Raw genomic sequence first — 24,874 nt, forward strand, 5'->3', positions numbered from 1 at the left:
GGAGTAGAACAATTTCTAGTTTCTCAGAGACAGACTTTGGACTTCTTTTGGACATAATAAAACTCCCTTTATAGTTTCTAGTGAAAATTTTTGTTTTTTCACTGTCCACTATAAGGGGAGTATATCAGATGTCATCAACGCTATCTTATCATTCTTATTCTGCCGCTGGCTCTTTATGACCTTTCTTTTTTACCAGTTCACGACCATTTTTATGACGGTTGATTTTTTACCTAGTCTTACAGCAATACTATTGATGACTGGGGTTTGCTTTACTCTCTTTCGACTGGTCTATCAGCCAGGCATTTCCCGACTGACTCTTTTGTTTTTCTATGGATGCTATGGTTTTCTACTAATCTATCTCCTCTTTTTCAAAAGCATGGGCGTCAGAGGTGTCAACTGGGATCTCCTTAGCACCTTCTCTCAAGACCTACTTCTCAATCCTGCCATATTGGTCTTTAACCTCTTACTCTTTTTACCACTTGGGTTGCTTTTTTCATTTTCTTGGAAAAAACTTTCTCTCTTTGTAGGGGCCATATTGCTAGTTGAAGCCTGTCAATTCTTCTTTTCACTGGGCTTCTTTGACCTTGGCGACATCTTGCTTAACACCTCTGGCTTCGCACTTGGAAACTTCTTGGGATAATCCGCAATCGCCCACTCTTTCAAAAATAGAATACAGAAAAAATGACCCCGAAAGGTCATTTTTATATGCTACGCTTCCAAATGCCAGATGTCTTCGTTGTACTGTTGAATAGTACGGTCTGACGAGAAGAAACCTGCTTTAGCGATATTGACGATGACTTTTTCCAACCAGCTGTCGCGATCTTCGTAGTCTGCTAACATCTGCTCTTTAGTCGAGATATAATCTTCCAAATCAAGCAAGGTCATGAAGTGGTCATTGTGCTTAAGGTTGTCCTGTAAACGCCAGAGACGCTCATCGATCCCACCAGCATGACGAATGGTATCCGATGTAATGAAGTCAATCAATGGACGAATGGCTTCACGTTCATAGAAGGAATATGGATGGTAGGTTCCATTTGCATAGTGTTCGATAACTGTTTGGCTATCTTGACCAAAGATATAGATATTTTCATCACCTACCAACTCATGAATTTCCACATTGGCACCATCATCTGTACCGATAGTCAAGGCTCCGTTGAGCATGAATTTCATGTTACCTGTACCAGATGCTTCTTTGGATGCAAGGGAAATTTGCTCTGAAATATCTGCCGCTGGAATAATATAACTCGCCTCAGTTACGTTATAGTTTTCAATCATAACGAGTTGCAAGTGTGGTGCTACTTCTGGATCATTTTTGATAACCTGTGACAATACCAAAATCAAATGAATGATGTCCTGTGCGGTTGTGTAGGCAGGTGCAGCCTTTCCTCCAAAGAATACTGTCAATGGGCGGATAGGAATGTTGCCTGCTTTAATATCCAGATACTTATGGATAACATAGAGAACATTCATCTGCTGACGCTTGTACTCGTGCATGCGCTTGATTTGTACATCAAAGATGGATTCTGGATTAACATGAACACCTTGTGTCTTGGCAATATGACGCTGCAATTTGCGTTTATTATGCTGCTTTGTCTTTTCCAACCAAGATTTCAATTCCTTATCATTTTTGTAATCCAATAGCTTTTCGAGTTCACTTGCATCGTGATGGTAGCCATGTCCAAGTAGGCCGTCCAGGTAGCTTGCCAAACTTGGATTAGCATGCATGAGCCAGCGACGGAAGGTAATCCCATTTGTCTTATTATTGAATTTTTCAGGATATAGCTCATAGAAAGCTTTCAACTCTGAAGTTTTCAAGATCTCTGTATGAAGTGCCGCCACCCCATTGATAGAATAACCATAATGAATATCCATGTGTGCCATGTGAACACGGCCATGTTCATCGATGATATTGACAGCAGGATCATCCTTCACTTCTTTGGCACGACGATCCAATTCTACGATGAACGGTACCAAGTGCGGAACCACATAGTTCAGAAAATCAAGCGGCCATTTTTCCAGCGCCTCTGACAAGATGGTATGGTTGGTATAAGCAGTCATTTTCTTAACAATTTCAACTGCCTCATCAAACGAAATACCACGAAGCTCCAAAAGGCGAATCAATTCTGGAATAACAAGTGATGGGTGAGTATCGTTGATTTGAACAACAGCATAATCAGGCAGGTCATGTAAGTTTGACCCCTTAGCAACCGCTTCGTCAATCAATAGTTGCGCAGCGTTAGAGACCATGAAATACTGCTGGAAGATGCGGAGAACTTTTCCTTCATCGGTCGAATCATCTGGATAGAGGAAGAGAGTCAAGTTTCGGAAAATATCTTCCTTATCAAATTCTATCCCATCATAAATGATATTGTCATCAACTGAACCAAGATCAAACAAGCGAAGACGATTCTTGCGTTCCATCTTATAACCAGGTACATCGATGTCATACAACTTAGATGTTAAGGTAAAATTAGCAAATGGCACCTGATAAGAAATCGGTGACTCTGTTAACCATGAACGTGGTGTAATCCACTCGTTTGGCACAGCAGACTGCTGATGGTATTCAAATAATTGTCTAAACAGTCCAAAGTGATAATTCAAACCAACCCCATCACCATTAAGACCTAGACTAGCAATTGAATCAAGGAAGCAGGCAGCCAAACGACCCAAACCACCATTTCCTAGTGATGGCTCCATCTCCACATCTTCAATAGCAATTAAGTCTTTACCTGCTGCTGCAAGCTGGCTCTTCACCTCATCATAAACACCCAAGTTGATCAAGTTATTAGACAAGAGTTTACCAATCAAGAACTCTGCTGAAATATAGTAGACCTTTTTCTTTTGGTCATTTGTATACTTAGCTTCACTCTGCTGTTTTGTAAAAGCAAGCAAGGCGTAATAGAGTTCTTGGTCTGTACAATCTTCAATGCGTTTGGCATACATAGACTGAACAAAATTTTGTAAATTAATCATAAGGCTTCTCCTGGATATATTAACGTAATCATTCAGAAAGGTTTCGCTCTACCTTTGTAAACGTTTTCTTAATTATACCCTATTTATAAAAAAAAGACAAGCCAACTTCCGTACAAATAGAAATTGGTTCGTCTTTTAAACGAGGCTGGGCAAAAAGTCCAGCCACGCTTCTCAGAGTTCGTGTAAACATCTCAGAATTATTCTTAATTATTCTGCAATCAGAGTTTCCAAACCAACTTTCATCATATCCGTGAAAGTATTTTGACGCTCTTCTGCTGTGGTGTCTTCCTCTGGATTAACCAAGCTATCTGAAATCGTCATAATGGCAAGCGTTTGAACGCCAAACTTAGCACCTAGGTAATAAAGTGCAGCTGCTTCCATTTCTACAGCCTTGACACCTAGTTGACCTAATTCTAAGTTGCGACTAAACAATTTTGGAGAATAGAAACTATCTGATGATAAAACATTGCCAACATGCGTTGTCATGTTGAATTCTTTGGCGATATGATAAGCCTTATCTAAAAGATCAAAATCAGCGATTTGTGGCAAATCGTACTCTGGCCAGTCAATATTGATCATACGAGAGTTGGTTGCAGCTGCCTGTGCCAAGACCAATTCACGAACATGGACATCCTCGTTCAAAGAACCTGCTGTTCCCACACGAATTAGTTTTTTCACACCATATTCGTTAATCAATTCATGGGCATAGATAGAGATGGATGGTATTCCCATACCTGTTCCCATGACAGAGACACGATGACCCTTGTAGGTACCTGTGTAGCCGAACATATTGCGAACTTCGTTGAAGCAAACTGCATCTTCAAGGAAGTTTTCAGCGATAAATTTAGCACGAAGCGGATCACCAGGAAGCAAAATCTTATCAGCAATTTCGCCTGGTTTTGCGGAAATATGGATAGACATGTAATGTACCTCTTTGTTCTATTTTCGAATGCTTACAACTCAGCCAAGATAGCTTTCACCAAGCCTTTGAAGTTGCCCTTGATCTGCTCGGTTACTTCTACAACTTCTTCGTGATTGAGTTCAGATTGGAAACCAGCCGCAAAGTTGGTGATAGCAGAAATTCCCAAGACTTTCATGCCTGAATGAGCTGCTACGATGACTTCTGGCACTGTTGACATACCGACTGCATGGGCACCCATGGTCTTGAAGGCCAAGATTTCTGCCGGTGTTTCGTAGGTAGGACCTGTCACACCGAGGTAGACACCATTGTCCAACTTAATGCCCAATTTTTCCGCAACGGCATGAGCTTTTTCACGGTATTCTTTGGTGTAGGCATTGGACATATCTGGGAAACGTGGACCAAATTCTTCCAAGTTTTCACCAATCAATGGATTTTGACCAGTCATGTTGATGTGGTCTGTAATAGCCATGAGGGTACCTGGGCCGTAGCCGATACCACCTGCGGCATTGGTTACAATCACGCCTTCGCAACCAAGGGCTTTCATGACACGGACTGGGAAGGTCACGACTTCCATTGGATTGCCTTCGTAGAAGTGGAAACGACCTTGCAAGGCCAAGACCTTGCGGCCTGCCAAATCTCCGTATACCAACTTACCAGCGTGGCCCACAACCGTTGACTTGCCCCAGTTTGGAATGTCCGCATAGTCGATCACAATAGCATTTTCAACTTCTTGAGCCAATTCACCCAAACCTGAGCCCAAGATCAAACCAAATTCTGGCTTGACCAAACCTTTTTCTTCTAAGAAAGCTTTTGTTTCATTGATTTTTGCAAGTAAACTCATATTTTCTCCTTTTATAAATAATCCGACCAGTCATATTCTGGCATTTTTTCTTTAATGATTTCAAGCGGACGACAGAGGAAGGCTGTCTGTTCTCGCTCGATAATGGGGCGATTGAGAGTAGCAGGCTCTTTAACTAAACGCTCAAGGAGTTGTTCTTCTGACAAACCTGCTCGCTCTTCTTCTGTCAACCGAATAACTGCTGAAGGCTGACTGCCCATTTTTTCCAAGAGAGCTGTCAATTCCTCTGCTGTCAGTGGATTTTCTAGATAATTAACCCACTTGACTTCCATATCCTGACTGGACAGCAATATTCTTAATTTTTTACACTTGCTACAGTCAGGATTGTAATAGACCGTTAGCTTCTCCATTAAACCAATTGTGATAAGAAGCTTTCGCCAATCATGGCTGTGCCCACTCCGAAGTTTTCCGCAACGGTTGCTGAAATGTCCGCAAAATGACCTACTGGCAAGACACCACTACCTTTGAAAGCCTTGCTGTATGCCAAGAGTGGCACATATTCACGTGTGTGGTCTGTTCCAGCATAGGATGGATCATTGCCGTGGTCTGCAGTAATCAAGAGCAGGTCATCTTCACGCATATTGTCAATAATCTCTGGAATACGTGCATCAAACTCTTGCAAACAATCGCGGTAGCCTTCGATATTGCGACGGTGACCATACACAGCATCAAAGTCAACTAAGTTTGTAAAGGAGAAACCTTCCTCGAAGTCTGATAACTTCAGAGTATCAATCAACACATCGACACCGTGCATGTTGGACTTGGTGTGACCCATATCATTTGTAATACCTGAACCATTGAAAATATCACTGATTTTACCAACTGAGTAAGTTGGTACACCCGCATCTGCCAGTTTGTTGAGTACTGTTGCTTCAAACGGTGATACTGCATAGTCGTGACGGTTGGCAGTTCGTGAGAAATTGCCTGGCTCACCAACGTATGGACGGGCGATGATACGGCCTAGAAGAGCTGGGCGTTCAAGGGTAATGGAACGAGCGTATTCACAGATACGATACAACTCATCAAGTGGAATAATATCTTCATGGGCCGCAATCTGAAGCACAGGGTCTGCGGAGGTATAGACGATCAACTCTCCTGTTTCCATTTGGCGAGGGCCAAAGTCATCAATGACAGCTGTACCTGAATACGGCTTGTTTGCTTCGCGGATGATTTTACGACCTGAGAATTCTTCGATTTTTGTCAAAATCTCTTCAGGGAAACCATCCCAGAATGTATCAAATGGCTCAGTAATATTGAGACCCATAATTTCCCAGTGTCCAGTCATGGTATCCTTACCAAGCGATACTTCTTCCAACTTGGTCACGTAACCAGTTGGATGGCTTTCAGCAGGAACTGTCGCAAGCGCTGTATCTCGAGGGATATTTCCAAGACCAATCTTGGTCATATTAGGCACCTCAAGCCCAGCTTTTTCAGAAATGTGACCGAGAGTGTCAGATTCTGTATCTGCTACACCCGCATTGAAAAATTTATCTGAGTCTGGTGCTGCGCCGATTCCGACAGAGTCCATAACTACCAAGTGAACACGTTTAAATTTAGGCATAATTGTCTCCTTTATTTGATATAGTTAGATTCAACCAAAATCAGCGTCCAACCAAGTTGCTAGACTGGAAATTATCGTTACCACATCTAAACATTTTAATGGGGTGCAATACTTATACAGTCGCAGCTCTCGGTATCAAACTTCCTAACCATCAAAACTAGATACTGTTACTCGCTTCACTGCCTGCTGTTCAGCTATCGCTTTTTCAGCACCTATCGTCTGACTGCTACGAGGTAAGGGGATAGATTTTTGAAGAGTCTAAACGTTCGTGTTTTCATTATACCATAAAAAAGCCTCTCATTGTACCAAAATGAGAAGCGTTTTCAATTTATTTCTTTTCGATGATGTTCGTTCCTTCTGGTGTACCAACAATTACCTTGGAAATCAATCCAATAAAGAGACCGTGTTCTACAACACCGACGGTCCGATCCAATTCTTCCGCCAATGCATATGTGTCGTCTATTCTGCGCAAATCAAGGTCAATGATAAAGTTCTGCATATCCGTGATATGTTTTTCTCCATTACGCATACGGAAACTTGGACGATACCCTTTTTTCTCAAATAGTCGGAAAAGATTTTCCGCACCGTACTGCACAACTTCCACCGGCAACTTGAAGGCACCTAGGGTTTGAACCATCTTAGACTCATCCACAATCCAGATGCAGTCCTTGCTATTGACTGCTACCACTTTCTCCATGAGAAGCGCTGCACCACCGCCTTTAATCCCATTGAAGTCTCCATCAACCTCATCTGCTCCATCCACCGTCAAGTCCACATATTCGACTTCGTCGATATTTTTTAGGGGAATCCCAAGGGACGCAGCATGTTCTGCCGTAGCATGAGAGGTCGTTACGCCTGTGATCTGTAGCCCTTCTTCTGCAACCCGGCGACCAATCTCCTGTACGAAATAGTATGCCGTCGAACCAGTGCCCAGTCCAACAATCATCCCGTCCGTCACAAACTCCGCCGCCTTAATCCCAACCTGCTCTTTTAGGTTTGTCATCTTTGTCTCCTTTGAAATAAAACGATTACATATAGTATATCATGGAGAGGGAGATGGGACAAGGGCGAGTTAGAAATCTTGGAGGAAAATGGAGGGGAATTAATTTCGACAGTATTTTCTAGGCTATCGTAAAAACTAGAAAAAATTAAAACAGTGATATAAAGTAGAATTTAATCAGGAAGACCTATCAAATTAAGCTCTTTATCAATTTCATCCCCACTTATTTCTTTCGATCTCTTTAGTGATTTTTTTGATAATTAAAGTTACAATATTCACTACTACTGTTAGAAATAGAAGTATTAAAAAATAACAGTTTTGACATCCAATTACTCCCCTCCTTTATAAACTTACTGCTTATTGTACTATTCGAAACAGCACAGCTCTAAAACAAACCATAGCTAGACCTCACGATCTGCCAAGTTTTGAAACCATTCGAAACAGCACAGCTCTAAAACATAAAGACTGGTTCCCACGTATGACAGAATGTTTTGAAACCATTCGAAACAGCACAGCTCTAAAACATCGTTCACGGCAGATGGGACTATTCGCTCGTTTTGAAACCATTCGAAACAGCACAGCTCTAAAACATTTCAGACTCTATGTATAATAACTCATTTGTTTTGAAACCATTCGAAACAGCACAGCTCTAAAACTTTCTATCGTTTTGTTATAATTATTATACAGTTTTGAAACCATTCGAAACAGCACAGCTCTAAAACCAGACTGCTGGTTAAAACCTGCCTAGCTAGGTTTTGAAACCATTCGAAACAGCACAGCTCTAAAACGCATTGGGACTATGACGCGACGTCTATATAGTTTTGAAACCATTCGAAACAGCACAGCTCTAAAACTGTTCAGTTGTCAACATCAATTCTTCTGTCGTTTTGAAACCATTCGAAACAGCACAGCTCTAAAACATATACCTAAGCGTAATCATTGGACTTGCGGTTTTGAAACCATTCGAAACAGCACAGCTCTAAAACACTTGACCGTGAGTTCTTTGTTGAACAAAAGTTTTGAAACCATTCGAAACAGCACAGCTCTAAAACGAAACTTGCCCACCACGAGGACCAACTTCTGTTTTGAAACCATTCGAAACAGCACAGCTCTAAAACACAGAATATTCGAAAAACAATTCAACGATAGTTTTGAAACCATTCGAAACAGCACAGCTCTAAAACTTATTATTTTTTTGATTTTCTATAAATTTTGTTTTGAAACCATTCGAAACAGCACAGCTCTAAAACAGGTTTTAACTAATATTCACTCGGTTATATGTTTTGAAACCATTCGAAACAGCACAGCTCTAAAACTATCACGAATTTCATAGGGTAAATTATCATGTTTTGAAACCATTCGAAACAGCACAGCTCTAAAACATAGCATGCTGCCAACTCCTTCTTCAGCTCGTTTTGAAACCATTCGAAACAGCACAGCTCTAAAACATACAAATAAGTATTGATAATTTTGTAAATGTTTTGAAACCATTCGAAACAGCACAGCTCTAAAACCATTTCTAACTGATATAATTGTATCATTTAGTTTTGAAACCATTCGAAACAGCACAGCTCTAAAACATGTTTAATTTATGATATATAGATTTATCAGTTTTGAAACCATTCGAAACAGCACAGCTCTAAAACGACTTGACGATAAAGCGTGTTGTTAGCGGAGTTTTGAAACCATTCGAAACAGCACAGCTCTAAAACTTGTGCTTGGTTATACGCATTGACAACCGCGTTTTGAAACCATTCGAAACAGCACAGCTCTAAAACAGACAAAATCGTATTAGTCGCTGAGCATCTGTTTTGAAACCATTCGAAACAGCACAGCTCTAAAACCACCACTTTATCGTTGATTCTATCGTGAAAGTTTTGAAACCATTCGAAACAGCACAGCTCTAAAACACGTAACACAATGACTTTAACTTTTCGTGTGTTTTGAAACCATTCGAAACAGCACAGCTCTAAAACAAAAACGCAAAGTCTTTTTCCCAACAAAGAGTTTTGAAACCATTCGAAACAGCACAGCTCTAAAACCTCGTAGACTATTTTTTGTCACAAAATCTCGTAATCGCGCCATTCGTCTCAGCCAGACTTCAGTTTCGAATAATTTCTAATATTTGTACTGTATGTATTTATTTTACCATATTTTCCGATAGTAAGAAATAGTCTTTATCCAAAACATACTGAGGGAAATCTTTTCTTTTTCTCGGTTCTAGAAAAAGAACATCCATATTGGAAAGTTCAATATACTCCCTAGTTTTCTGAATTTCATCCACTGTCAAATAAGATAACACATTGATAAAGACAAGAAATCTCTTCTTATTCAAAAATTGATAAACTTGTAAAATCTCGAAAATTTTATCAAAAATCGTATCACTGATAGTTTCAATTTTGACCCCTAACGCCTTTATCAACTCCAAAACCGTAATCTCATCATACTCCAAATCAAGCTCATTCTCTAAACATTCATAAGAGATTAGTTCAGTAATAGAATTTGCTAATTTTTCAATAATTGATTTCACTTCTGGTTTTTCATTTAATTGATTTTCTAAATCAGCATGGATGAGCTTCAGTATTGGTGCAGCATTAATGTCATATCCTAAAATATCTGTAACCACCATCAGCTCGGAATCTTTTATGGACCTAAATTGTTCGTCGAAAATTTTTAATTCTGATCCATCTTGATATTGATATAAATTCCTAACCAGTCGAGAAAATACTGTCGTATCCTCTACAACAAAAATAGTTGCTTTCTCGACCGTCAGAGCTTCGTCTAGTAACGGAAAGTTCAATTTCATATCAAATCTCCTCTCCTAAAAAGACTATTCGAGAGTCCGTATTTCCTATACAGTCATCTCGCTGACCATGGAGATAAATCATACGAGCAAATTGTTTTTCTGTAACTGTCAGAAGTGTGATATTACCTTTCTTGGGATTATTTGCCTTTAGTCGCTCCAACATAGCATTACTGGCTGAATTGTTCAGGAGTAACTTGCTATAGACTGAAAATTGATGCATAATAAACCCTTCGTTGATTAAAAATTTACGGAATTTACGATATGCCTTTCTTTCATCAACTGTTTCTGTAGGCATATCAAACATCAATAGCATTCTCATATACCGGTAACTCATATCCTAAATTCAGGAACTCCTTTCCCTTTATTATTGAGCGCCTTAATCACTTTCTTCGTATAATCGCTAACAATATTAGTCAAGTACATTTCCTTATTGTTGTATTGAAATGTATCTGAGAAAATTGTAAACAATTCACGCTTAATTTTAACAAAACTATGATTTCGATTTTCGTAAACAATCTGATCTATGATAGGCCGAAAAGGTTCCATGATGTCGCTAGCAAGGTTGAATTGATTGAATTGGTTAGCGTGTTTTAAACCAAACTGTGTCATGCAGCCAGAAAGAACAACCTCACGCGCAAACATACTAAGTAACAGGGTATAACCATAATCTAGACTTGCGTTGATGTCATTATCAAGTTCTCGATTAAAATCATTTCCAAACAAAGTATTAAAGTAAATCCTCGCAGAATGTCCTTCACGATTACTAGGGTCAAAGAGCTCCAAGCTATGGTACAAATTCATGACGGATTGAGATTTTTCAATGAAACCACACGCACTGAGATAGATACTTTGGTTTAGTATTTTCTGGGAAATGATATGTGTCCAAACTTCAGCTTTGACTGCTTCTTCCCAGTCAATTTGCTTCGAAAGTTGCAAACTGGAATCATGCCGAGCATAATAAGGCATCAAGTGTGCTGTTGGTAGTCGCTTATCATCACAAAAAATAACCAGAATATTTTCATCTACTAATCGCTTGATCAACATCGTAGACAGCACAATATCAGTTGTTTCCAGCAATAAGATGTCAACCTCGGACAGATGAATCATTTCTGTCCGAGTAGCATCTTTAAAAATTAAATGATTATTTTTATATGATAGTTTGGAGTGTGTATTTACAATAACAGTCCGCCAGCCCATTAGTCTCCTCCTAATTTGCTCAAATCAATACGTGTTTCGTAGAGACCAGTCACAGACTGATGAATGAGGGTAGCTTCTAAAATCTCAGCGATTGAAGTATAACGTTTACGATCAATAACGGAACCTAAAAATTTGAATGCAGCTGGAGCCCCAATAGCCGTAAAGGTTAGCAGATTTACAAATGAACTCGTCAAATCACTAATATCATCTCCATCATTTTTATCATACAATTCTTCTATTTTACTCAGACGATCTTGAGCCAAAATGTATCTAGTAGAGAAATCTGATATATGTCTCAAAAGTTCTTTAAACTCATGTTTATTTTTATTAACATAGTTTAAGTGAATGGGCTCAGTGATTTTGTGAATATTATTTGAATGATATAGCAGCGTCACCAAGTGAGGTGGTAAAACCATTTCATTTCCCTTCTGCAACTCCTTCGCACTAGCTAGAAGTCTTCGCCGTCCATTTTCTAATTCAAATAGACTGTATTTAGGTAGTTTTATAATATTCCTTTCTTGAATATTCTTATAACCCTTATGTTCAAGAAACTCAATAGGATTTTTTTCAAATGCCATTCTCTCCATAATGGTGATACCAATGAGTTCTTTGACCTTCTTTAGTTTCTTGGCCTTCCCTTTTTCAATATCTGCAATTAGTAAAATTGAATAAGCAATTGTCGGGCTATCAAATCCACCATATTTTTTTGTATCAAGATAGAATTTTTCGGTTTTTCGAGGAATGAGTTTGTCCGAATTACCATGTGGTAAAATGGATTCCTTAGAAAATCCGCCAGTCTGCATTTCTACTTTTTTCACAACATTCACTTGTGGATAAGATAAGACTTTTCTAACCGTTCTAAAGTCCGACTTTTTGTCCCAAACAATTTCCCCGGTTTCCTTGTTTACCTCAATAATAGGTCTAATTTTTACCGTCCCTGTTTTAGAAGACTTCACAACTCGCTTGAAAAAGTTCATAATGTTAGAATAGAATAACACTTTCTCTGTTGCAGACTTACGAGATTTATAGCTATTGTATTTTGGATAGTCTCCATAAACAAATTCTGGCGCTAACTGAGGGTACTTTTTCAATAAAGCTGTTGCTACCACTGCATTCAGATAGGCATCATGAGCATGATGGTAATTGTTGATTTCACGTACCTTGTACAGCTGATAGTCTTTTCTAAATTGAGATACTAAGCTTGATTTCAAGGTAATAATATTGACTTTCGGATCACGAATTCTATTTCCAGCGTCATCCAACTTCGTATTAAAGCGCGTATCCAAAATTCTAGCCACATGCTTTGTGATTTGTCTAGTTTCCACTAATTGTCTCTGGATAAACCTTGCCTTATCCTCATTGGTCAACCCACCTCGCTCCGCCTTGGTCAGGTTATCAAATTTACGTTGTGAAATAAGTTGAGAATCTAATAACTGTTTCCAGAAGTTTTTCTTTTTATGAACAATTTCGAGGCTTGGCACATCATCAGACTTACCTCGGTTTTTAGCAGATTTAGTCAATACCTTATTATCTAATGAGTCATCTTTAATAAATGCTTGTGGGATGATATGATCAATATCATATTGACTGAGCTGATCAATATCTAACTCTTCATCAGTATACATATCCTTTCCATTTTGAAGATAATAGAGAAAAAGTCGATCATTCTGCAACGCTTGATTATTTGTTGGATATTCTTTAAGAATTTTTGAATTCAAGTTGCAGTCTAAATTCTTAATCGCATTCTCTATTTTCTTATAGCGCTGTTGCGAATTACGGCGACCTTGATTCGTAAACTGATTTTCACGCGCCATTTCAACAACGATATGCTCAGGATTATATCCCATAACCTCTATCAATTCATCCACAATTTTTAAACTTTGTAGGATTCCTTTTTTTATGGCTGGGCTTCCGGCAAGATTTTGCACCTCTGCGCGATAATCTTCTGCTTCTCCAGAACCTTGTGCTAGTCTGATTTCATCTACAAATGATAGAGTATCATCATTTATCAGTTGCATAAAATTACGATTACTGGTTCCATCATCTATTAGATAGTCCAAAATTGTTTTTCTAGTTATCTTATCTCGTATGCCGTTAATTAACTTAGCAGACAACCGACCCCAACCAGTATAATGGCGACGCTCCAGTTTTTTGCGTTGTTCTTCTGTCAATACATCCTTATACTTCTCTAGTCGTTTTCTAATCATTTCTCTATCTTCAAATAGAGTTAAGGTCAGCACAACATTTTCCAAAATATCTTCATTTTCTGGATTATCAAGTAAATCTTTAGATACTATTTTTTTCAAGTCATGGTAAGTACCGAGTGAGGCATTAAAACTCTTGTTGTCCTTATCCAAACCCATCAAGTCTACGATGCGGAATTCATCAAATTCCTTACCAAGGAAATCCATTAATTTTTCCTTTGTAACTTTTCGATAAACCTTAAATACGCCATCAAAAATTTCTTGCTTCATATTGGCATCAAAGAAGAATGACTTACCTTGTTCTGTTACATACCTTACCTTGGTCAGTTCGTTATATACAGCAAACTTTTCGTATAGTAAACTGTGTTTTGGAAGAACCTTTTGATCTGGCAAGTATTGATCATAGTTTGTCATACGAGTGATGAAGTTTTCGGCGGAAGTTTCCTTATCAACCATTTCATCAAAATTCCAAGGCCTAATCTTTTCGTCTGATTTACGATTTAACCAAGCAAATTCACTATTTCCTCGTGCCAGCGGACCAACATAATAAGGAATACGGAAAGTTAGTATTTTTTCAATCTTATCTTGATTCTCTACTAAAAACGGATAAAACTCGGCCTGTCTGCGCATGATAGCATGCATTTCTTGGAGATGAATTTGGTGAGGAATAGAGCCATTATCAAAGGTACGTTGTTTTCTAAGGAAATCTTCTCTATCAATTTTATCAATGAAATAATTACTTCCCTCAATCTTCTCTATTGCTTTTTTTATGAATCTATAAAAATTCTCCTGCGTTGTTTTACCCTCAATATAACCTGCATAACCATCTTTTAGCTTATCATTGAAAACTTCTTTATAGGAATCGGACAAATTCTGATGAATAAAGTTCTTTAGTAAAGCTAAATCCTTTTGATGCTCCTCATATCTATTAACCATTGAACTAGAAAGCGGAGCTTTTGTTGTAGAATCAGTTGATGACAAAATACCTGCCAACAATATCCCATCGTACAAGGATTTTGTCGCGATAAACAGGTCAGCATAATCATCCCCGATTTTACCTAATATCTCCTCCAAATCTTCTTCGTACGTTTCTTTAGAAAATTGGATTTTTGCATCTTCAGCCAGCTCGAAATTTGTTTTAAAATTAGGCTGTAGCCCTAGGGCAAGTGCAAGAAAATTACCAAACAGTCCATTTTTCTTTTCATTTGGAAAATAATGAAGAATATTTTCCAAACGTCTAGACTTACTGACTTTTTCAACTAAAATATCTGTAACATTTGGTAGATTCTCTGATAAATAGCTACCTTCAACAGTTTTGTCGAACATCTCAACGAAGTCATTAAATAAATGTTGAACATCTTTATTTTCAGATTTTAAATCCCCTTCAAATAAAAAGTGCCCTCTATACTTAATAATGTGAGCCAAAGCAAGATAAATCAATCGAATATCAGCTTTTTGAGAAGAATCTGCTAATTGTTTTCTTAAATGATAAATAGTTGGAAACTGTTTGTGGTACTCTTTTTCTTCCTGCAAGCTCCCGAAAATAGGGTGCTTGCTTCCTTGTTTATCCTCAACAATAAGAAACGAATCGTCAAGACGTTGAAAAAAACTGTCATCAATCTTGTTGATTTCTTCTGCAAATATTTCTTGCAAGTATAAAATACGATTTCTGCGGCGTGTGTAACGTCTGCGAGCTGTTCGCTTTAGTCTACGACTTTCTGCTGTATTGCCTTCATCAAATAGTAGGGTACCTAGTAAATTTTTCTTAATGTACCCCTTTTCGGTATTTCCAAATACCTTCATTTTTTTTGAAGGCACCTTATAATCATCTGTAACAACAGACCAACCAACAGAATTGGTACCAATATCAATCCCGATGGCATATTTTTTGTTCACCATAGTTTTACTCCTTATAATTTGATTATTATATTTTGGTGCTTTTGTGAAATTTATGAGATTAATGACCTTTTAAAAATAACCTCCTTAAATATAAATCAATTATATATATTTCAATGGGTTATTTCAAGAAATTAGCTATTTTTAGAACAAAAATTTTATCATTCTTGAAAGATTTGTTATACTTATGGAGATTTATATTTAGTTTTAGCGCTATGTTAGTTTAGAGTGCAACAATTTTTTATAAAAACTCTTGCAAATATCTGTAAGATGCTATATAATGATTTTGTTGAAACCATTCGAAACAACACAGCGAGTTAAAATAAGGCTTTGTCCGTACTCAATTTTGCGCACCGATTCGGTGCTTTTTTGTTTCTATTGTTATTATATCAAATTTTAAATCATTTTCAATACATATCTTTGTATCAGCATCTCTAAAATGTGCTTTTTTTATCATTCCATGTTAAACTTATAAGTAAGATTTAAGAACCTGTATTCACAGTTCAGCACTTCCATCTAAGGCTAGTTTATCAGCTACTTAGCCTTAGTTTTTTTCAAAATACAGTCAGTATTCTCTCAAAAAACTACCTTGATTAGCGACAAACTATCTCTTTTCTAAAAGCACTTTACTTGTAAATACGATTCTAGTTAGAAAGCACATTATTATGATTACCAAAGAATTCGATACAATAACTGCCATTTCCACTCCTCTCGGTGAGGGGGCCATCGGGATTGTCCGCCTATCTGGGACGGATGCTTTTGCCATTGCCAGCAAGGTTTTCAAGGGAAAGGACTTAGCAACAGTTCCTAGCCACAGCCTCAACTATGGCCACATTATCGACCCTGCGACAGGGCAAGTGCTTGACGAGGTCATGCTGGGGGTCATGCGTTCCCCAAAGACCTTCACGCGCGAAGATGTCATTGAGATTAATACCCACGGAGGCATCGCCGTTACCAACGAAATTCTCCAGCTCCTGATTCGCCAAGGTGCTCGAATGGCTGAACCAGGCGAGTTTACCAAGCGTGCCTTTCTCAACGGCCGTGTGGATTTGACTCAGGCAGAGGCCGTCATGGATGTTATACGTGCCAAGACCGACAAGGCCATGCACAATGCCGTCCGCCAGCTTGACGGCTCCCTCTCCCAGCTCATCAACGACACCCGCCAGGAGATTCTCAACACGTTGGCACAGGTCGAGGTCAATATCGACTACCCTGAGTACGACGACGTCGAGGAGGCGACGACAGAGCTGGTGCGTGAAAAGACCCTCCAGTTCCAAGCCCTTTTGGAAAATCTCCTCCGTACTGCCCGCCGTGGAAAAATCCTGCGTGAAGGCATCGCGACCGCTATTATCGGTCGTCCCAATGTGGGAAAATCCAGCCTGCTCAATAACCTCCTCCGCGAAGAAAAAGCCATCGTTACAGACATCGCAGGAACAACACGCGACGTTATCGAAGAATACGTCAACATCAAAGGTGTCCCCCTCAAGCTGATTGATACCGCAGGTATCCGTGAAACAGATGACATCGTTGAAAAAATCGGTGTGGAACGGTCTAAAAAAGCCCTTGAGGAGGCCGACCTGATCCTGCTTGTCCTCAACGCATCCGAGCCACTGACCGAACAAGACCGCAACCTCCTAGCTATTTCAGATTTGGCAAACCGTATCGTCCTGCTCAACAAGACCGATTTGGAAGAGAAGATTGAAGCAGACCAACTGCCTGAGGATGTCATTCGCATTTCCGTCTTGAAAAACCAGAATATCGACCAAATCGAAGAAAAAATCAACCAACTCTTCTTTGAAAATGCAGGCTTGGTCGAGCAAGATGCCACCTATCTCTCCAATTCTCGCCATATTTCCCTGATTGAACAAGCCGTTCAAAGTCTACAAGCTGTCAACGATGGACTGGAAATGGGCATGCCAGTAGACTTGTTACAGGTTGACCTGACACGCTGTTGGCAGATTTTAGGAGAAATCACAGGCGATGCTGCTCCAGATGAACTCATTACCCAACTCTTTAGCCAATTCTGTCTTGGAAAATAGAAAGAGGCTAGGCAAGTCTTAAAAATAGAAAATAGCTTAGAATTACGTCGTAAGAAACCGTGATTCTAAGCTATTTTTAATGATTCAAATTGTGATTGAAGATGAAAGGTTCAGTTTTTACACGCTTTTTGTATATTAACAGATTAAAACTTGTCCTTCTCTAAAAAATAAACTATACTATGGATAGAAAGGAGGCTTACCCTATGAAAAAAATGATAATCGCTTTACTTGCCGCTTTTTGCCTTATTTTTTCCTTTATCGCTTGGAAATTGGAAACCTATCAGCACGCCAAAGTAGAACTCGATTCAAATGCTGACTTCTATCTCGTTTATCCAGGTAAAATCGAAGCCTTTCAATTATCTAATGACCAGCCCAAGCTCATTCACACTCAAAAAATGAATTCGGACAACTATTTCGGCTCTGGAAAAAACCACATTCTAGACAATCAATCTTTAGTTTTTGCCAATGACCAGCAGAAATTTACCAATGACAATTTGGTTTCTATTGATTTCAAAACAGGAGAAATTCTTCGTAAGCCAAGCAAATACGCTACCTACATCAGCGGAACTGATGGACAACATTTTTATACAGCAGGTCCTTTCCATGCCTTATCGCAGTTTGATAATACGTTCAAATTAAAAAATCAATTAAAACTAGATGATGATTTTTTCCCACTTCCATATGTCTATGCAGATGATACATTCATTTATTTAAACGGCAATCAAATAACCACTGGTCAATCAGATTCTCAAAAAAATGTTCTCTATATCATCGATAAAACAAGCTTTACAACATCAGATATAGTCGAATATGACAAAAATCTAGTAACTCATGAAGGACTCCTTGCAAAGGGTATACTCTATCTTCCAATCACTAGTCACCATGCTTTAGATTACAAGGATATTGAGACTTCCTATGATATTTTGACCTTCAATACAAAGACACGTACATTTTCCTCCATAACCTTATCACAACCTGCACCAGGAAGCATCCAACCACTCAAGGAAGATAACCTATTATTCATTGAGCACGAAAGCGATTGGCTATCTGCAATCTCTTTCACCATTTATAATACCCAAACAGGTCAAGAGAGCTACCATCGTCTAGACGAGCTTAATCCTCGTCCTTATTATATTGACCATGTCCGCCAACTAGACGGTAACAGATTATTATTGATTCTGGATGGTAAGGCACTCACCTATGACTGGCAAGCAAAAAAAGTTTTAAGTCAAACCATTCTATCTGAGGATTATGTCAGCGGGGTGTGGGTAAATGACTGATAAACAAAAATGAATCTCAATAAAGATTGTAAAAGTCCCAAGATTACTCTTTCTTGGGACTTTCTCATATTCTATCGAAGTTGCATAGCACAATCAATGTACTTACAAATCCTCAGAACCACTATCTAATCGAAGTAAACGCCATTCCCAAAGCAGAACCAAAATAATATTTCCACCTTTCTTGCTCTAAATAGCGCTTAAACATCTTTAATTTATCCGATTGAATCCTATTCAAAGCTAGTTCTTCCGATACACATGGATATATTTTATAGGAAAGATAGCTAATCTTACTACCTTTTTCACACAACTCCATTGCTTCCAACAACTGGAATTTCAATGCTTTGCTCAACTTTAATTCTGAATCAGATAATAGTTCATTTATTTTTTGTATAAACAACTTACTTTTTTTACTGTTTCTAAACATTTTCATTTTTAAAGTCAATCATGCGATGGAAATGATGGTGTAAACCTACTCAGTCACCCATCTCTTCCAACTGCTTATCATTTTTCTTTGTCCTCTTCCACTTCTTTTGTTTCTTGGGCAGCCAGTAAACCTGTTGACATGGCACGACCAGTTAGGGTTGCGCTGATTAAATCACGGACATTGAGGCCTAGACCTTCTGTTGTCTTGTCCATGGTCGTCATCAGGTCTCCCACCATTTTTGAGGCATTCCCTTCGCCGTACATGGTAATCTTATCAACATTTCCAAGTGGTGCTGCAATATTCTTGGCGATTTCTGGAAGGACATTGACCACCATTTCAGTCACAGCTGCATCGTTGAACTTGGCCATGGCATCCGCTTTCTTGCTAAGACCTTCTGCCTCGGCTTCGAGTTTCAAACGGATGGCTTCTGCTTCAGCACGTCCTTTGGCCTCAATACCTGCCGCTTCTTGCTCCGCAGCATACTTAGCAGCTTCTGCACGCGCTTTTTGAGCTTCCGCTTCACGCTGCGTTTCGTAGAGTTCTGCTTCTGCCTTGCGTTGACGTTCAATCAAATCTGCTTCTGCAGCTTGCTGACGAGCATATTTTTCTGCCTCTGCCTGTTTGCGGATAGTAGCTGAGAGCTCTTGTTCACGGACCTTAACTTCCTCTGCTTTTACTTCTGCTTCTTTTTGTTGCTTGACAATATTGGCTTCAGCAGTTGCACGCTCGATTTCTTTCCGTTGAGCTTGCTCCTCAATGCCATAGGCTGCGTTTGCCTGTGCCAGTTGGACATCTGACTGACGTTTTAGATTAGCTTGCTCAATAGCTAGTTCATTCTGTTTCTTGGCGATTTCTAAGTCCGCAGCAACACGCGCATCATTAGCCGCCTTATCCTCACGGGCACGGACTTCTGCTTGTTCCCGCTCTGCTTTGGCACGAGCATTTGCAGCATCCTTCTGGATGGTCACAATATTGTCAATACCCAGGTTTTTAATGACATCGTTGTCATCTGTGAAGGATTGAACCGTAAATGCAATGATTTCCAGCCCCATTTTAGCCAAGTCAGGAGCTGCGTTGGATTGGACTTTTTCTGCAAAAGCCTGGCGGTTATTGACCATGTCACGCAGTTCCATCTGGCCAATGATTTCACGCAGATTTCCTTCCAAGACATCTTGAATAGAGGCAGAAATATCTGCAGTTTTCCAGTTAAGGAAGTTTTGAGCTGCCGCATTGAGCAATTCATCAGATACCCCAACCTTTACTTTTACGACCGCATCAGCTTTTACGTTGATAAAATCAAGAGTTGGTACAAAATCTGTGGTCTGCACATCTGTTGAAAACTGCTCAATAGAGATATAGGAGCGTTTTTCGATAAAGGGAATCATAAAACCAGAACGACCAATTAAGGTCCGAGGTTTGCCCAAGCCGGTAATGACAATCGCTTCGTTAGGCTTGGCGGACACATAACCAAATACAAACAATAAAACAAATAGTACAACAACAATAATTGGTATCATAATTGCCAATATATCAAATCCAAAGTCCATATTTATCTCCTTCATTCCTTATCACTCAAATCAACACTTGGTACAGTCGTCGCTGCATCATTTGTTGCCTGGAAGAGCTCTACTTTTTCATATCCGAATAGACCTGCATAGATGGAGGTCGGGAACCGCTTGATTTTTTTATTGTAGGTAGTTGCCACCGCATTATAGTCTTTACGGGCTACCAGTATCCGATTTTCCGTACCTTCAAGCTCTGTAATCAGGTCAGATACCTGTTGATTGGCTGTCAATTGAGGATAATTCTCAGCCACTACCAACAATCTAGATACTGCAGAATCTAGCTGACTTTGAGCTTGATTATAGTCACTCGTTCCTTGTTGACTGGAACCGATTTTAGCACGCGCTTCTGCAATAGCAGTAAATATTTCTTCCTCGTGTTCCATGGCGCCTTTGACAGCTGCGACTACATTGGGTATCAAGTCATAGCGACGTTGCAACTGTGTGTCTACATTGGCTTGTGCATTTTCAACCTCAGCATAACTGTCAACTAAGCCATTGTATTGCCCAACTGCTCCCATTCCTAAAAACAGCAGAGCTAGGACTGGTATGAGGATGACCAACCATTTCTTTTTCATAAGATTTCCTTTCTAACTACAATTAAATATTCGTAAAAAAGCAAACAACTATCAGAAGCCCTATACGAGCCTTACCATCCAGAAGAGGCTCCGCCACCGCCGCCTCCACCACCTGACCAACTACCTCCGCCAAAACTAGACGATGAGGAATTAGACGAGTGATGATGGTCATCAACCAACATCCAGAGTAGATTACCTGGTCCGCCACCACCACGACTAGATTTGTCAATAATACCAAATAGGATAGCGATCAGAATAACTACGAGAAACAGCCAAAAGCCGTCACCCTCCTCACTTGTACCTTCTTCTATAGCAGCTAACTGATTTTTACCGATGCTTGTACCATAAAATCTATCCCCAATGGAGTTGACGATATAGGAAATTCCTCTACTGTAGTCTTCCTGTCGAAAAAATTCCCTTGCATTCTCTAGAATATCCTTGGCTTCTACATCCGTGATGACTGTGGCAGCATTGTCTGAGGTTTCTATCCGAAATGCTCTGTCAGCTATGGCAACCACTAAAAGAACTCCATTGTCCGTTCCTGCAAAACCGACCTGCCAGTGACGAAAGGTTTCATTAGCCAAACTTTCAATATCACTGGACAGACTTTCTGTTACATAAACACCAACCTGTAAAGCTTGCTCGGTGCTTGCCCAATTTCGATTGAGTTGATTAATTTCTGCAATGGTCTCACTCGAGAGTAACTGCGTCTCATCCACTACCGTTGTACCTGTGGGTCGATCTGGAATCTGATTTGCTCTAGCTAGTGTGGGTGCAAATAGCAAGCAAACCGTCAGAATAGCGAAACAGCCGATGATAATTTTTTTCCATTTTCTCATCAGAACACCTCCTTCGATGAACAAAGATAAGAAAAATTTATTAGGTATATATATACAATTATATCATATTATCATTTTTCCAACAATATATTTATGTTGTTTTTCAGTAACGGTAGAGTCTGTTCAACAAACCAAGGATGTTTAGCTTGCCAGATATTGTTCCTTGGCGATGGATGAGGTAGGGGAAAATAGGTGGGTAGGTAATCACCTGCATTCTCCACTCTCTCGGTCACAGTCCTATGGGATTCTCCTAAATAATAGTCCTGGGCATACTTACCAATCAACAAGGTCAGCTCAATCTGTGGGAGTTGCTTCATAATGAGTGGGTGCCATTTGGGTGCAAAATCCTTGCGAGGCGGCAAATCCCCAGACTTCCCTTTTCCTGGATAATAGAAATCCATAGGAAGAATAGCAAAATGGCCAGATTCATAGAAGAATTCCCTATCTACTCCCAACCATTTCCGCAGATTCTCTCCACTAGCATCATCAAAGAGGCGACCTTTTTCTTGTGTTTTTAATCCCGGCGCCTGTCCAATAATGAGGATTTTTGCAGTAGACGGTGCTTGGAAAAGTGGCTTTATCCCTTTTTTCGTAAAAGCTTGATTGGTTAAATCCTCCATAATCGCCTGACGAATATCAGCAAGTTCCATGATGTCCTACTTTCTTGAACATGGTCACATCTTCTTCCATGGCATGAAAACCACATTTTTTATAGAAGAAAAAGGCTGGCAGAGTGCGGTCGGTTTGCAGGAGAATATGAACAATCTTTCTCTCAATCAACTGCTCCTCAATTCTTTTTAGAAAGGCTTGTCCGATTCCTCGCCCTTGGTAGTTGCGAGCAATACAGAGCTCTTCAACACGGTATTCGGTCCCCTCATACCAGTAGCGAATATGCCCTAGAGAAAGGGCAATGAGGCTACCTTGGTCAAGCAATCCAAAACAAAGTGCTCTGGGGTGCTCTAGTAAATCACCTATGTAACGGTCTAATTGTTCCTCGTCAGACCAATCGTCATTCCATGGCTCCTGACTAAATACAGATAAGAAGAGCTGTTTGACCATTTCTATATCTGCAAGTGTGAGTTCTTTCAGTTCCATTTTCCCTCCTAAAAAAGACGGGCGAACCCGTCTTGATATGAACCCGTATTCACAAGTAAAGTGCTTTGATATAAGAGATAGTTTTTCGCTAATCAAGGTAGTTTTTTGAAGGAATACCGACTGTATTTTGAAAAAAACGAACAATGAGTAGCTGAAAAACTAGCCTTAGATAAAAGTGCTGTACTGTAAATATGGGCTCGTATTATTTGATCAATTCATAGATAGCTTCTGCGTAAATGGCAGCGGCGCGGTAGAGTTGCTCAACTTCGATAAATTCGTTGGCTTGGTGCATGGTGTTGACATCGCCTGGGAACATAGCTCCGTAGGCAACACCACGTTTGAGCAAGCGTCCGAATGTTCCGCCACCGATCACTTGTTCGTGACCTTTCAAGCCTGTGTGTTTTTCATAAACAGACAAGAGGGTCGCAACCATTGGGTCATCGATCGGGCAATAGTGTGGGGTATGACCATGCTCAGACAGGCTGACAGCTTCCACGCCAAGTTTTTCCAAACCAGCCTTGATAGCTTCAGGGTTGGTATTTTTTGGATAACGGAAGTTGAGGGCAATGGTGTTGTCAGATGAGGTTTCATCAAACTTGAAAACACCTGCGTTCATAGAAAGAGCTCCCATTTGCTCATCGTAAATGGCTACGCCAAGTTTTTTAGCGTCATGGTCTTCTATAAGGACTTGTCCTGCCAAGTCAAGATAGGCTTTGGCTGCTCCGTCAAAGACGAATTGGCTGAGGAATTTAGCCAAGTAGGTAGCTCCGTTGACACCTTCTTCTGGGGTTGAACCGTGGGCTGATTTTCCGATGACGGTGACTTGAACTTGACCGTTTTCAAGGTTTTCCGCGTCAGCTTTTAGGCCATAGGCTGCTGTGAAATCTGCCAACTTGCTGTCTAGGTCTGCCAGGTCGCCAGAGATAATAGCTGTCGCAGACTCAGGCACCATGTTCTCACGCAAACCGCCTGCGAAGGAATGCAGTTTAGCAGCTCCGCTATTTTCCCCCGCAAAATGAAGATAAGCTGTGATATTGCCCTTTTCGCCATTGATAATCGGGAACTCAGCATCTGGAGAAAATCCGAAATCTGGCAGGGGAAGGCCGACGTGCTCGAAGTAGTAATCCATGTCCGCCCAGCCTGACTCTTCGTCGGTACCGACGATGAAGCGGACTTTTTTAGAGGTCGGAAGACCCAACTCCTTGATGATTTTCAAGCCGTAGTAACAAGCCATGGTCGGTCCCTTGTCGTCAGAGGATCCGCGGGCAAAGAGCTTACCGTCGATGATTTGCGGCTCGTACGGGTCGGTGTTCCAGCCGCTACCTGCTGGCACCACGTCCAAGTGACCGAAGATACCGAGGACTTCGTCGCCCTCGCCAAACTCAAAGTGACCTGCATAGTTGTCAACGTTCTTGGTTGGGTAACCATCACGCTGAGCGATTTCCAGGAACTTGTCCAAGGCACGCACTGGGCCTGGTCCAAATGGATGTTGGGTATCTGCCTGGCTGTCGTCACGCTCGGAATTGATGCGGAGGAGGTCAAAGAGGTCCGCTAGAAACTCATCTTTGCGTTTGTCAAACTCTGCTCTAAAATCTACTGTCATATGTTCTCCTTTTCAGTATCGTCATTTGGTTTATCT

General features: G+C 40.1%; 20 protein-coding genes and 1 CRISPR repeat array. Of the genes, 3 read left to right on the forward strand and 17 right to left on the reverse strand.

The annotated features are described in order from the left end of the window. Positions 1–175 precede the first annotated feature (175 nt). Positions 176–640, forward strand: coding sequence for a VanZ family protein (locus ODU39_RS07920; protein ID WP_398580195.1), 465 nt, complete (start codon positions 176–178; stop codon positions 638–640). 68 nt (positions 641–708) lie between these two features. Here ODU39_RS07920 and ODU39_RS07925 read toward each other — a convergent pair whose 3' ends face one another. From ODU39_RS07925 to cas9, 10 genes are all read right to left on the reverse strand, one after another. Next, positions 709–2,973, reverse strand: coding sequence for a glycogen/starch/alpha-glucan phosphorylase (locus ODU39_RS07925; protein ID WP_398580196.1), 2,265 nt, complete (start codon positions 2,971–2,973; stop codon positions 709–711). 207 nt (positions 2,974–3,180) lie between these two features. Then, positions 3,181–3,894 carry a purine-nucleoside phosphorylase gene (deoD, locus tag ODU39_RS07930; RefSeq protein WP_398580197.1) on the reverse strand — a complete coding sequence of 238 codons (714 nt, stop codon included), beginning with the start codon at positions 3,892–3,894 and terminating at the stop codon, positions 3,181–3,183. 32 nt (positions 3,895–3,926) lie between these two features. Beyond that, complete coding sequence (locus tag ODU39_RS07935) at positions 3,927–4,736, reverse strand: purine-nucleoside phosphorylase (RefSeq protein ID WP_398580198.1); 810 nt, start codon at positions 4,734–4,736, stop codon at positions 3,927–3,929. Positions 4,737–4,747: 11 nt separating this feature from the next. Continuing rightward, positions 4,748–5,104: an arsenate reductase family protein gene (locus tag ODU39_RS07940; RefSeq protein WP_398580199.1), complete on the reverse strand. Its 357-nt coding sequence runs from the start codon at positions 5,102–5,104 to the stop codon at positions 4,748–4,750. Then, entirely contained in the window at positions 5,104–6,315 is a 1,212-nt protein-coding gene (locus ODU39_RS07945) for a phosphopentomutase (protein ID WP_105179273.1), read from the reverse strand. Before ODU39_RS07945 ends, ODU39_RS07940 begins: the two co-directional genes overlap by 1 nt. Before the next feature lie 328 nt (positions 6,316–6,643). Continuing rightward, positions 6,644–7,318: a ribose-5-phosphate isomerase RpiA gene (gene rpiA / locus ODU39_RS07950; RefSeq protein ID WP_398580200.1), complete on the reverse strand. Its 675-nt coding sequence runs from the start codon at positions 7,316–7,318 to the stop codon at positions 6,644–6,646. A gap of 353 nt (positions 7,319–7,671) precedes the next feature. Then, a CRISPR array of direct repeats spans positions 7,672–9,357; the repeat unit is 36 nt; unit sequence GTTTTGAAACCATTCGAAACAGCACAGCTCTAAAAC. A gap of 98 nt (positions 9,358–9,455) precedes the next feature. Beyond that, on the reverse strand, positions 9,456–10,121 hold the full coding sequence (gene csn2, locus ODU39_RS07955) for a type II-A CRISPR-associated protein Csn2 (RefSeq protein WP_105179275.1): 666 nt from the start codon (positions 10,119–10,121) through the stop codon (positions 9,456–9,458). A 1-nt stretch (position 10,122) separates the two neighbouring features. Continuing rightward, on the reverse strand, positions 10,123–10,455 hold the full coding sequence (cas2, locus tag ODU39_RS07960; RefSeq protein WP_024381495.1) for a CRISPR-associated endonuclease Cas2: 333 nt from the start codon (positions 10,453–10,455) through the stop codon (positions 10,123–10,125). Further along, on the reverse strand, positions 10,452–11,318 hold the full coding sequence (gene cas1, locus ODU39_RS07965; protein WP_105179276.1) for a type II CRISPR-associated endonuclease Cas1: 867 nt from the start codon (positions 11,316–11,318) through the stop codon (positions 10,452–10,454). Before cas1 ends, cas2 begins: the two co-directional genes overlap by 4 nt. Next, positions 11,318–15,418, reverse strand: a complete 4,101-nt coding sequence (cas9, locus tag ODU39_RS07970; RefSeq protein WP_398580206.1) for a type II CRISPR RNA-guided endonuclease Cas9 — start codon at positions 15,416–15,418, stop codon at positions 11,318–11,320. Before cas9 ends, cas1 begins: the two co-directional genes overlap by 1 nt. Positions 15,419–16,083: 665 nt before the next feature. On the opposite strand from cas9, the gene mnmE reads away from it, so the two are divergent. Then, positions 16,084–17,457, forward strand: coding sequence for a tRNA uridine-5-carboxymethylaminomethyl(34) synthesis GTPase MnmE (mnmE, locus tag ODU39_RS07975; RefSeq protein WP_105249290.1), 1,374 nt, complete (start codon positions 16,084–16,086; stop codon positions 17,455–17,457). 203 nt (positions 17,458–17,660) lie between these two features. Then, the gene (locus ODU39_RS07980; RefSeq protein ID WP_398580201.1) at positions 17,661–18,737 is read left to right on the forward strand and encodes a hypothetical protein; all 1,077 of its coding nucleotides are present in this window, start codon (positions 17,661–17,663) and stop codon (positions 18,735–18,737) included. A gap of 121 nt (positions 18,738–18,858) precedes the next feature. On the opposite strand, the gene ODU39_RS07985 is transcribed toward ODU39_RS07980, so the two are convergent. The 7 genes from ODU39_RS07985 to pepV all read right to left on the reverse strand — a co-directional run bounded on the left by ODU39_RS07985 (position 18,859) and on the right by pepV (position 24,838). After that, on the reverse strand, positions 18,859–19,167 hold the full coding sequence (locus ODU39_RS07985; RefSeq protein WP_024396077.1) for a hypothetical protein: 309 nt from the start codon (positions 19,165–19,167) through the stop codon (positions 18,859–18,861). 71 nt (positions 19,168–19,238) lie between these two features. Then, complete coding sequence (locus ODU39_RS07990) at positions 19,239–20,708, reverse strand: flotillin family protein (RefSeq protein WP_398580202.1); 1,470 nt, start codon at positions 20,706–20,708, stop codon at positions 19,239–19,241. 11 nt (positions 20,709–20,719) lie between these two features. Continuing rightward, positions 20,720–21,301, reverse strand: a complete 582-nt coding sequence (locus ODU39_RS07995) for a LemA family protein (protein WP_024413347.1) — start codon at positions 21,299–21,301, stop codon at positions 20,720–20,722. A 71-nt stretch (positions 21,302–21,372) separates the two neighbouring features. Continuing rightward, positions 21,373–22,140: a TPM domain-containing protein gene (locus ODU39_RS08000; protein ID WP_398580203.1), complete on the reverse strand. Its 768-nt coding sequence runs from the start codon at positions 22,138–22,140 to the stop codon at positions 21,373–21,375. A 71-nt stretch (positions 22,141–22,211) separates the two neighbouring features. Beyond that, the gene (locus ODU39_RS08005) at positions 22,212–22,790 is read right to left on the reverse strand and encodes a uracil-DNA glycosylase family protein (RefSeq protein ID WP_105257185.1); all 579 of its coding nucleotides are present in this window, start codon (positions 22,788–22,790) and stop codon (positions 22,212–22,214) included. Then, positions 22,777–23,235: a GNAT family N-acetyltransferase gene (locus ODU39_RS08010; protein ID WP_105257184.1), complete on the reverse strand. Its 459-nt coding sequence runs from the start codon at positions 23,233–23,235 to the stop codon at positions 22,777–22,779. The genes ODU39_RS08005 and ODU39_RS08010 overlap by 14 nt, the downstream gene beginning before the upstream one ends. A gap of 202 nt (positions 23,236–23,437) precedes the next feature. Next, positions 23,438–24,838, reverse strand: a complete 1,401-nt coding sequence (pepV, locus tag ODU39_RS08015; protein WP_398578387.1) for a dipeptidase PepV — start codon at positions 24,836–24,838, stop codon at positions 23,438–23,440. Positions 24,839–24,874: the final 36 nt, after the last annotated feature.

The organism is Streptococcus sp. 2021WUSS126 (genome assembly GCF_044427255.1).
In the GTDB taxonomy this organism is placed as follows: Bacteria; Bacillota; Bacilli; order Lactobacillales; family Streptococcaceae; genus Streptococcus; species Streptococcus hashimotonensis.

Excerpts from the sequence above, each read along its gene's own strand:
- ODU39_RS07935 (WP_398580198.1), bottom strand. The coding sequence starts at position 4,736 with ATGAGTTTACTTGCAAAAATCAATGAAACAAAAGCTTTCTTAGAAGAA.
- rpiA (WP_398580200.1), bottom strand. The coding sequence starts at position 7,318 with ATGACAAACCTAAAAGAGCAGGTTGGGATTAAGGCGGCGGAGTTTGTG.
- deoD (WP_398580197.1), bottom strand. The coding sequence starts at position 3,894 with ATGTCTATCCATATTTCCGCAAAACCAGGCGAAATTGCTGATAAGATT.
- ODU39_RS07995 (WP_024413347.1), bottom strand. The coding sequence starts at position 21,301 with ATGAAAAAGAAATGGTTGGTCATCCTCATACCAGTCCTAGCTCTGCTG.
- pepV (WP_398578387.1), bottom strand. The coding sequence starts at position 24,838 with ATGACAGTAGATTTTAGAGCAGAGTTTGACAAACGCAAAGATGAGTTT.
- cas2 (WP_024381495.1), bottom strand. The coding sequence starts at position 10,455 with ATGAGTTACCGGTATATGAGAATGCTATTGATGTTTGATATGCCTACA.
- ODU39_RS07980 (WP_398580201.1), top strand. The coding sequence starts at position 17,661 with ATGAAAAAAATGATAATCGCTTTACTTGCCGCTTTTTGCCTTATTTTT.
- cas1 (WP_105179276.1), bottom strand. The coding sequence starts at position 11,318 with ATGGGCTGGCGGACTGTTATTGTAAATACACACTCCAAACTATCATAT.
- ODU39_RS07985 (WP_024396077.1), bottom strand. The coding sequence starts at position 19,167 with ATGAAAATGTTTAGAAACAGTAAAAAAAGTAAGTTGTTTATACAAAAA.
- mnmE (WP_105249290.1), top strand. The coding sequence starts at position 16,084 with ATGATTACCAAAGAATTCGATACAATAACTGCCATTTCCACTCCTCTC.
- ODU39_RS07940 (WP_398580199.1), bottom strand. The coding sequence starts at position 5,104 with ATGGAGAAGCTAACGGTCTATTACAATCCTGACTGTAGCAAGTGTAAA.
- ODU39_RS08005 (WP_105257185.1), bottom strand. The coding sequence starts at position 22,790 with ATGGAACTTGCTGATATTCGTCAGGCGATTATGGAGGATTTAACCAAT.
- csn2 (WP_105179275.1), bottom strand. The coding sequence starts at position 10,121 with ATGAAATTGAACTTTCCGTTACTAGACGAAGCTCTGACGGTCGAGAAA.
- ODU39_RS08010 (WP_105257184.1), bottom strand. The coding sequence starts at position 23,235 with ATGGAACTGAAAGAACTCACACTTGCAGATATAGAAATGGTCAAACAG.
- ODU39_RS07990 (WP_398580202.1), bottom strand. The coding sequence starts at position 20,708 with ATGGACTTTGGATTTGATATATTGGCAATTATGATACCAATTATTGTT.
- ODU39_RS08000 (WP_398580203.1), bottom strand. The coding sequence starts at position 22,140 with ATGAGAAAATGGAAAAAAATTATCATCGGCTGTTTCGCTATTCTGACG.
- ODU39_RS07925 (WP_398580196.1), bottom strand. The coding sequence starts at position 2,973 with ATGATTAATTTACAAAATTTTGTTCAGTCTATGTATGCCAAACGCATT.
- ODU39_RS07945 (WP_105179273.1), bottom strand. The coding sequence starts at position 6,315 with ATGCCTAAATTTAAACGTGTTCACTTGGTAGTTATGGACTCTGTCGGA.
- ODU39_RS07920 (WP_398580195.1), top strand. The coding sequence starts at position 176 with ATGACCTTTCTTTTTTACCAGTTCACGACCATTTTTATGACGGTTGAT.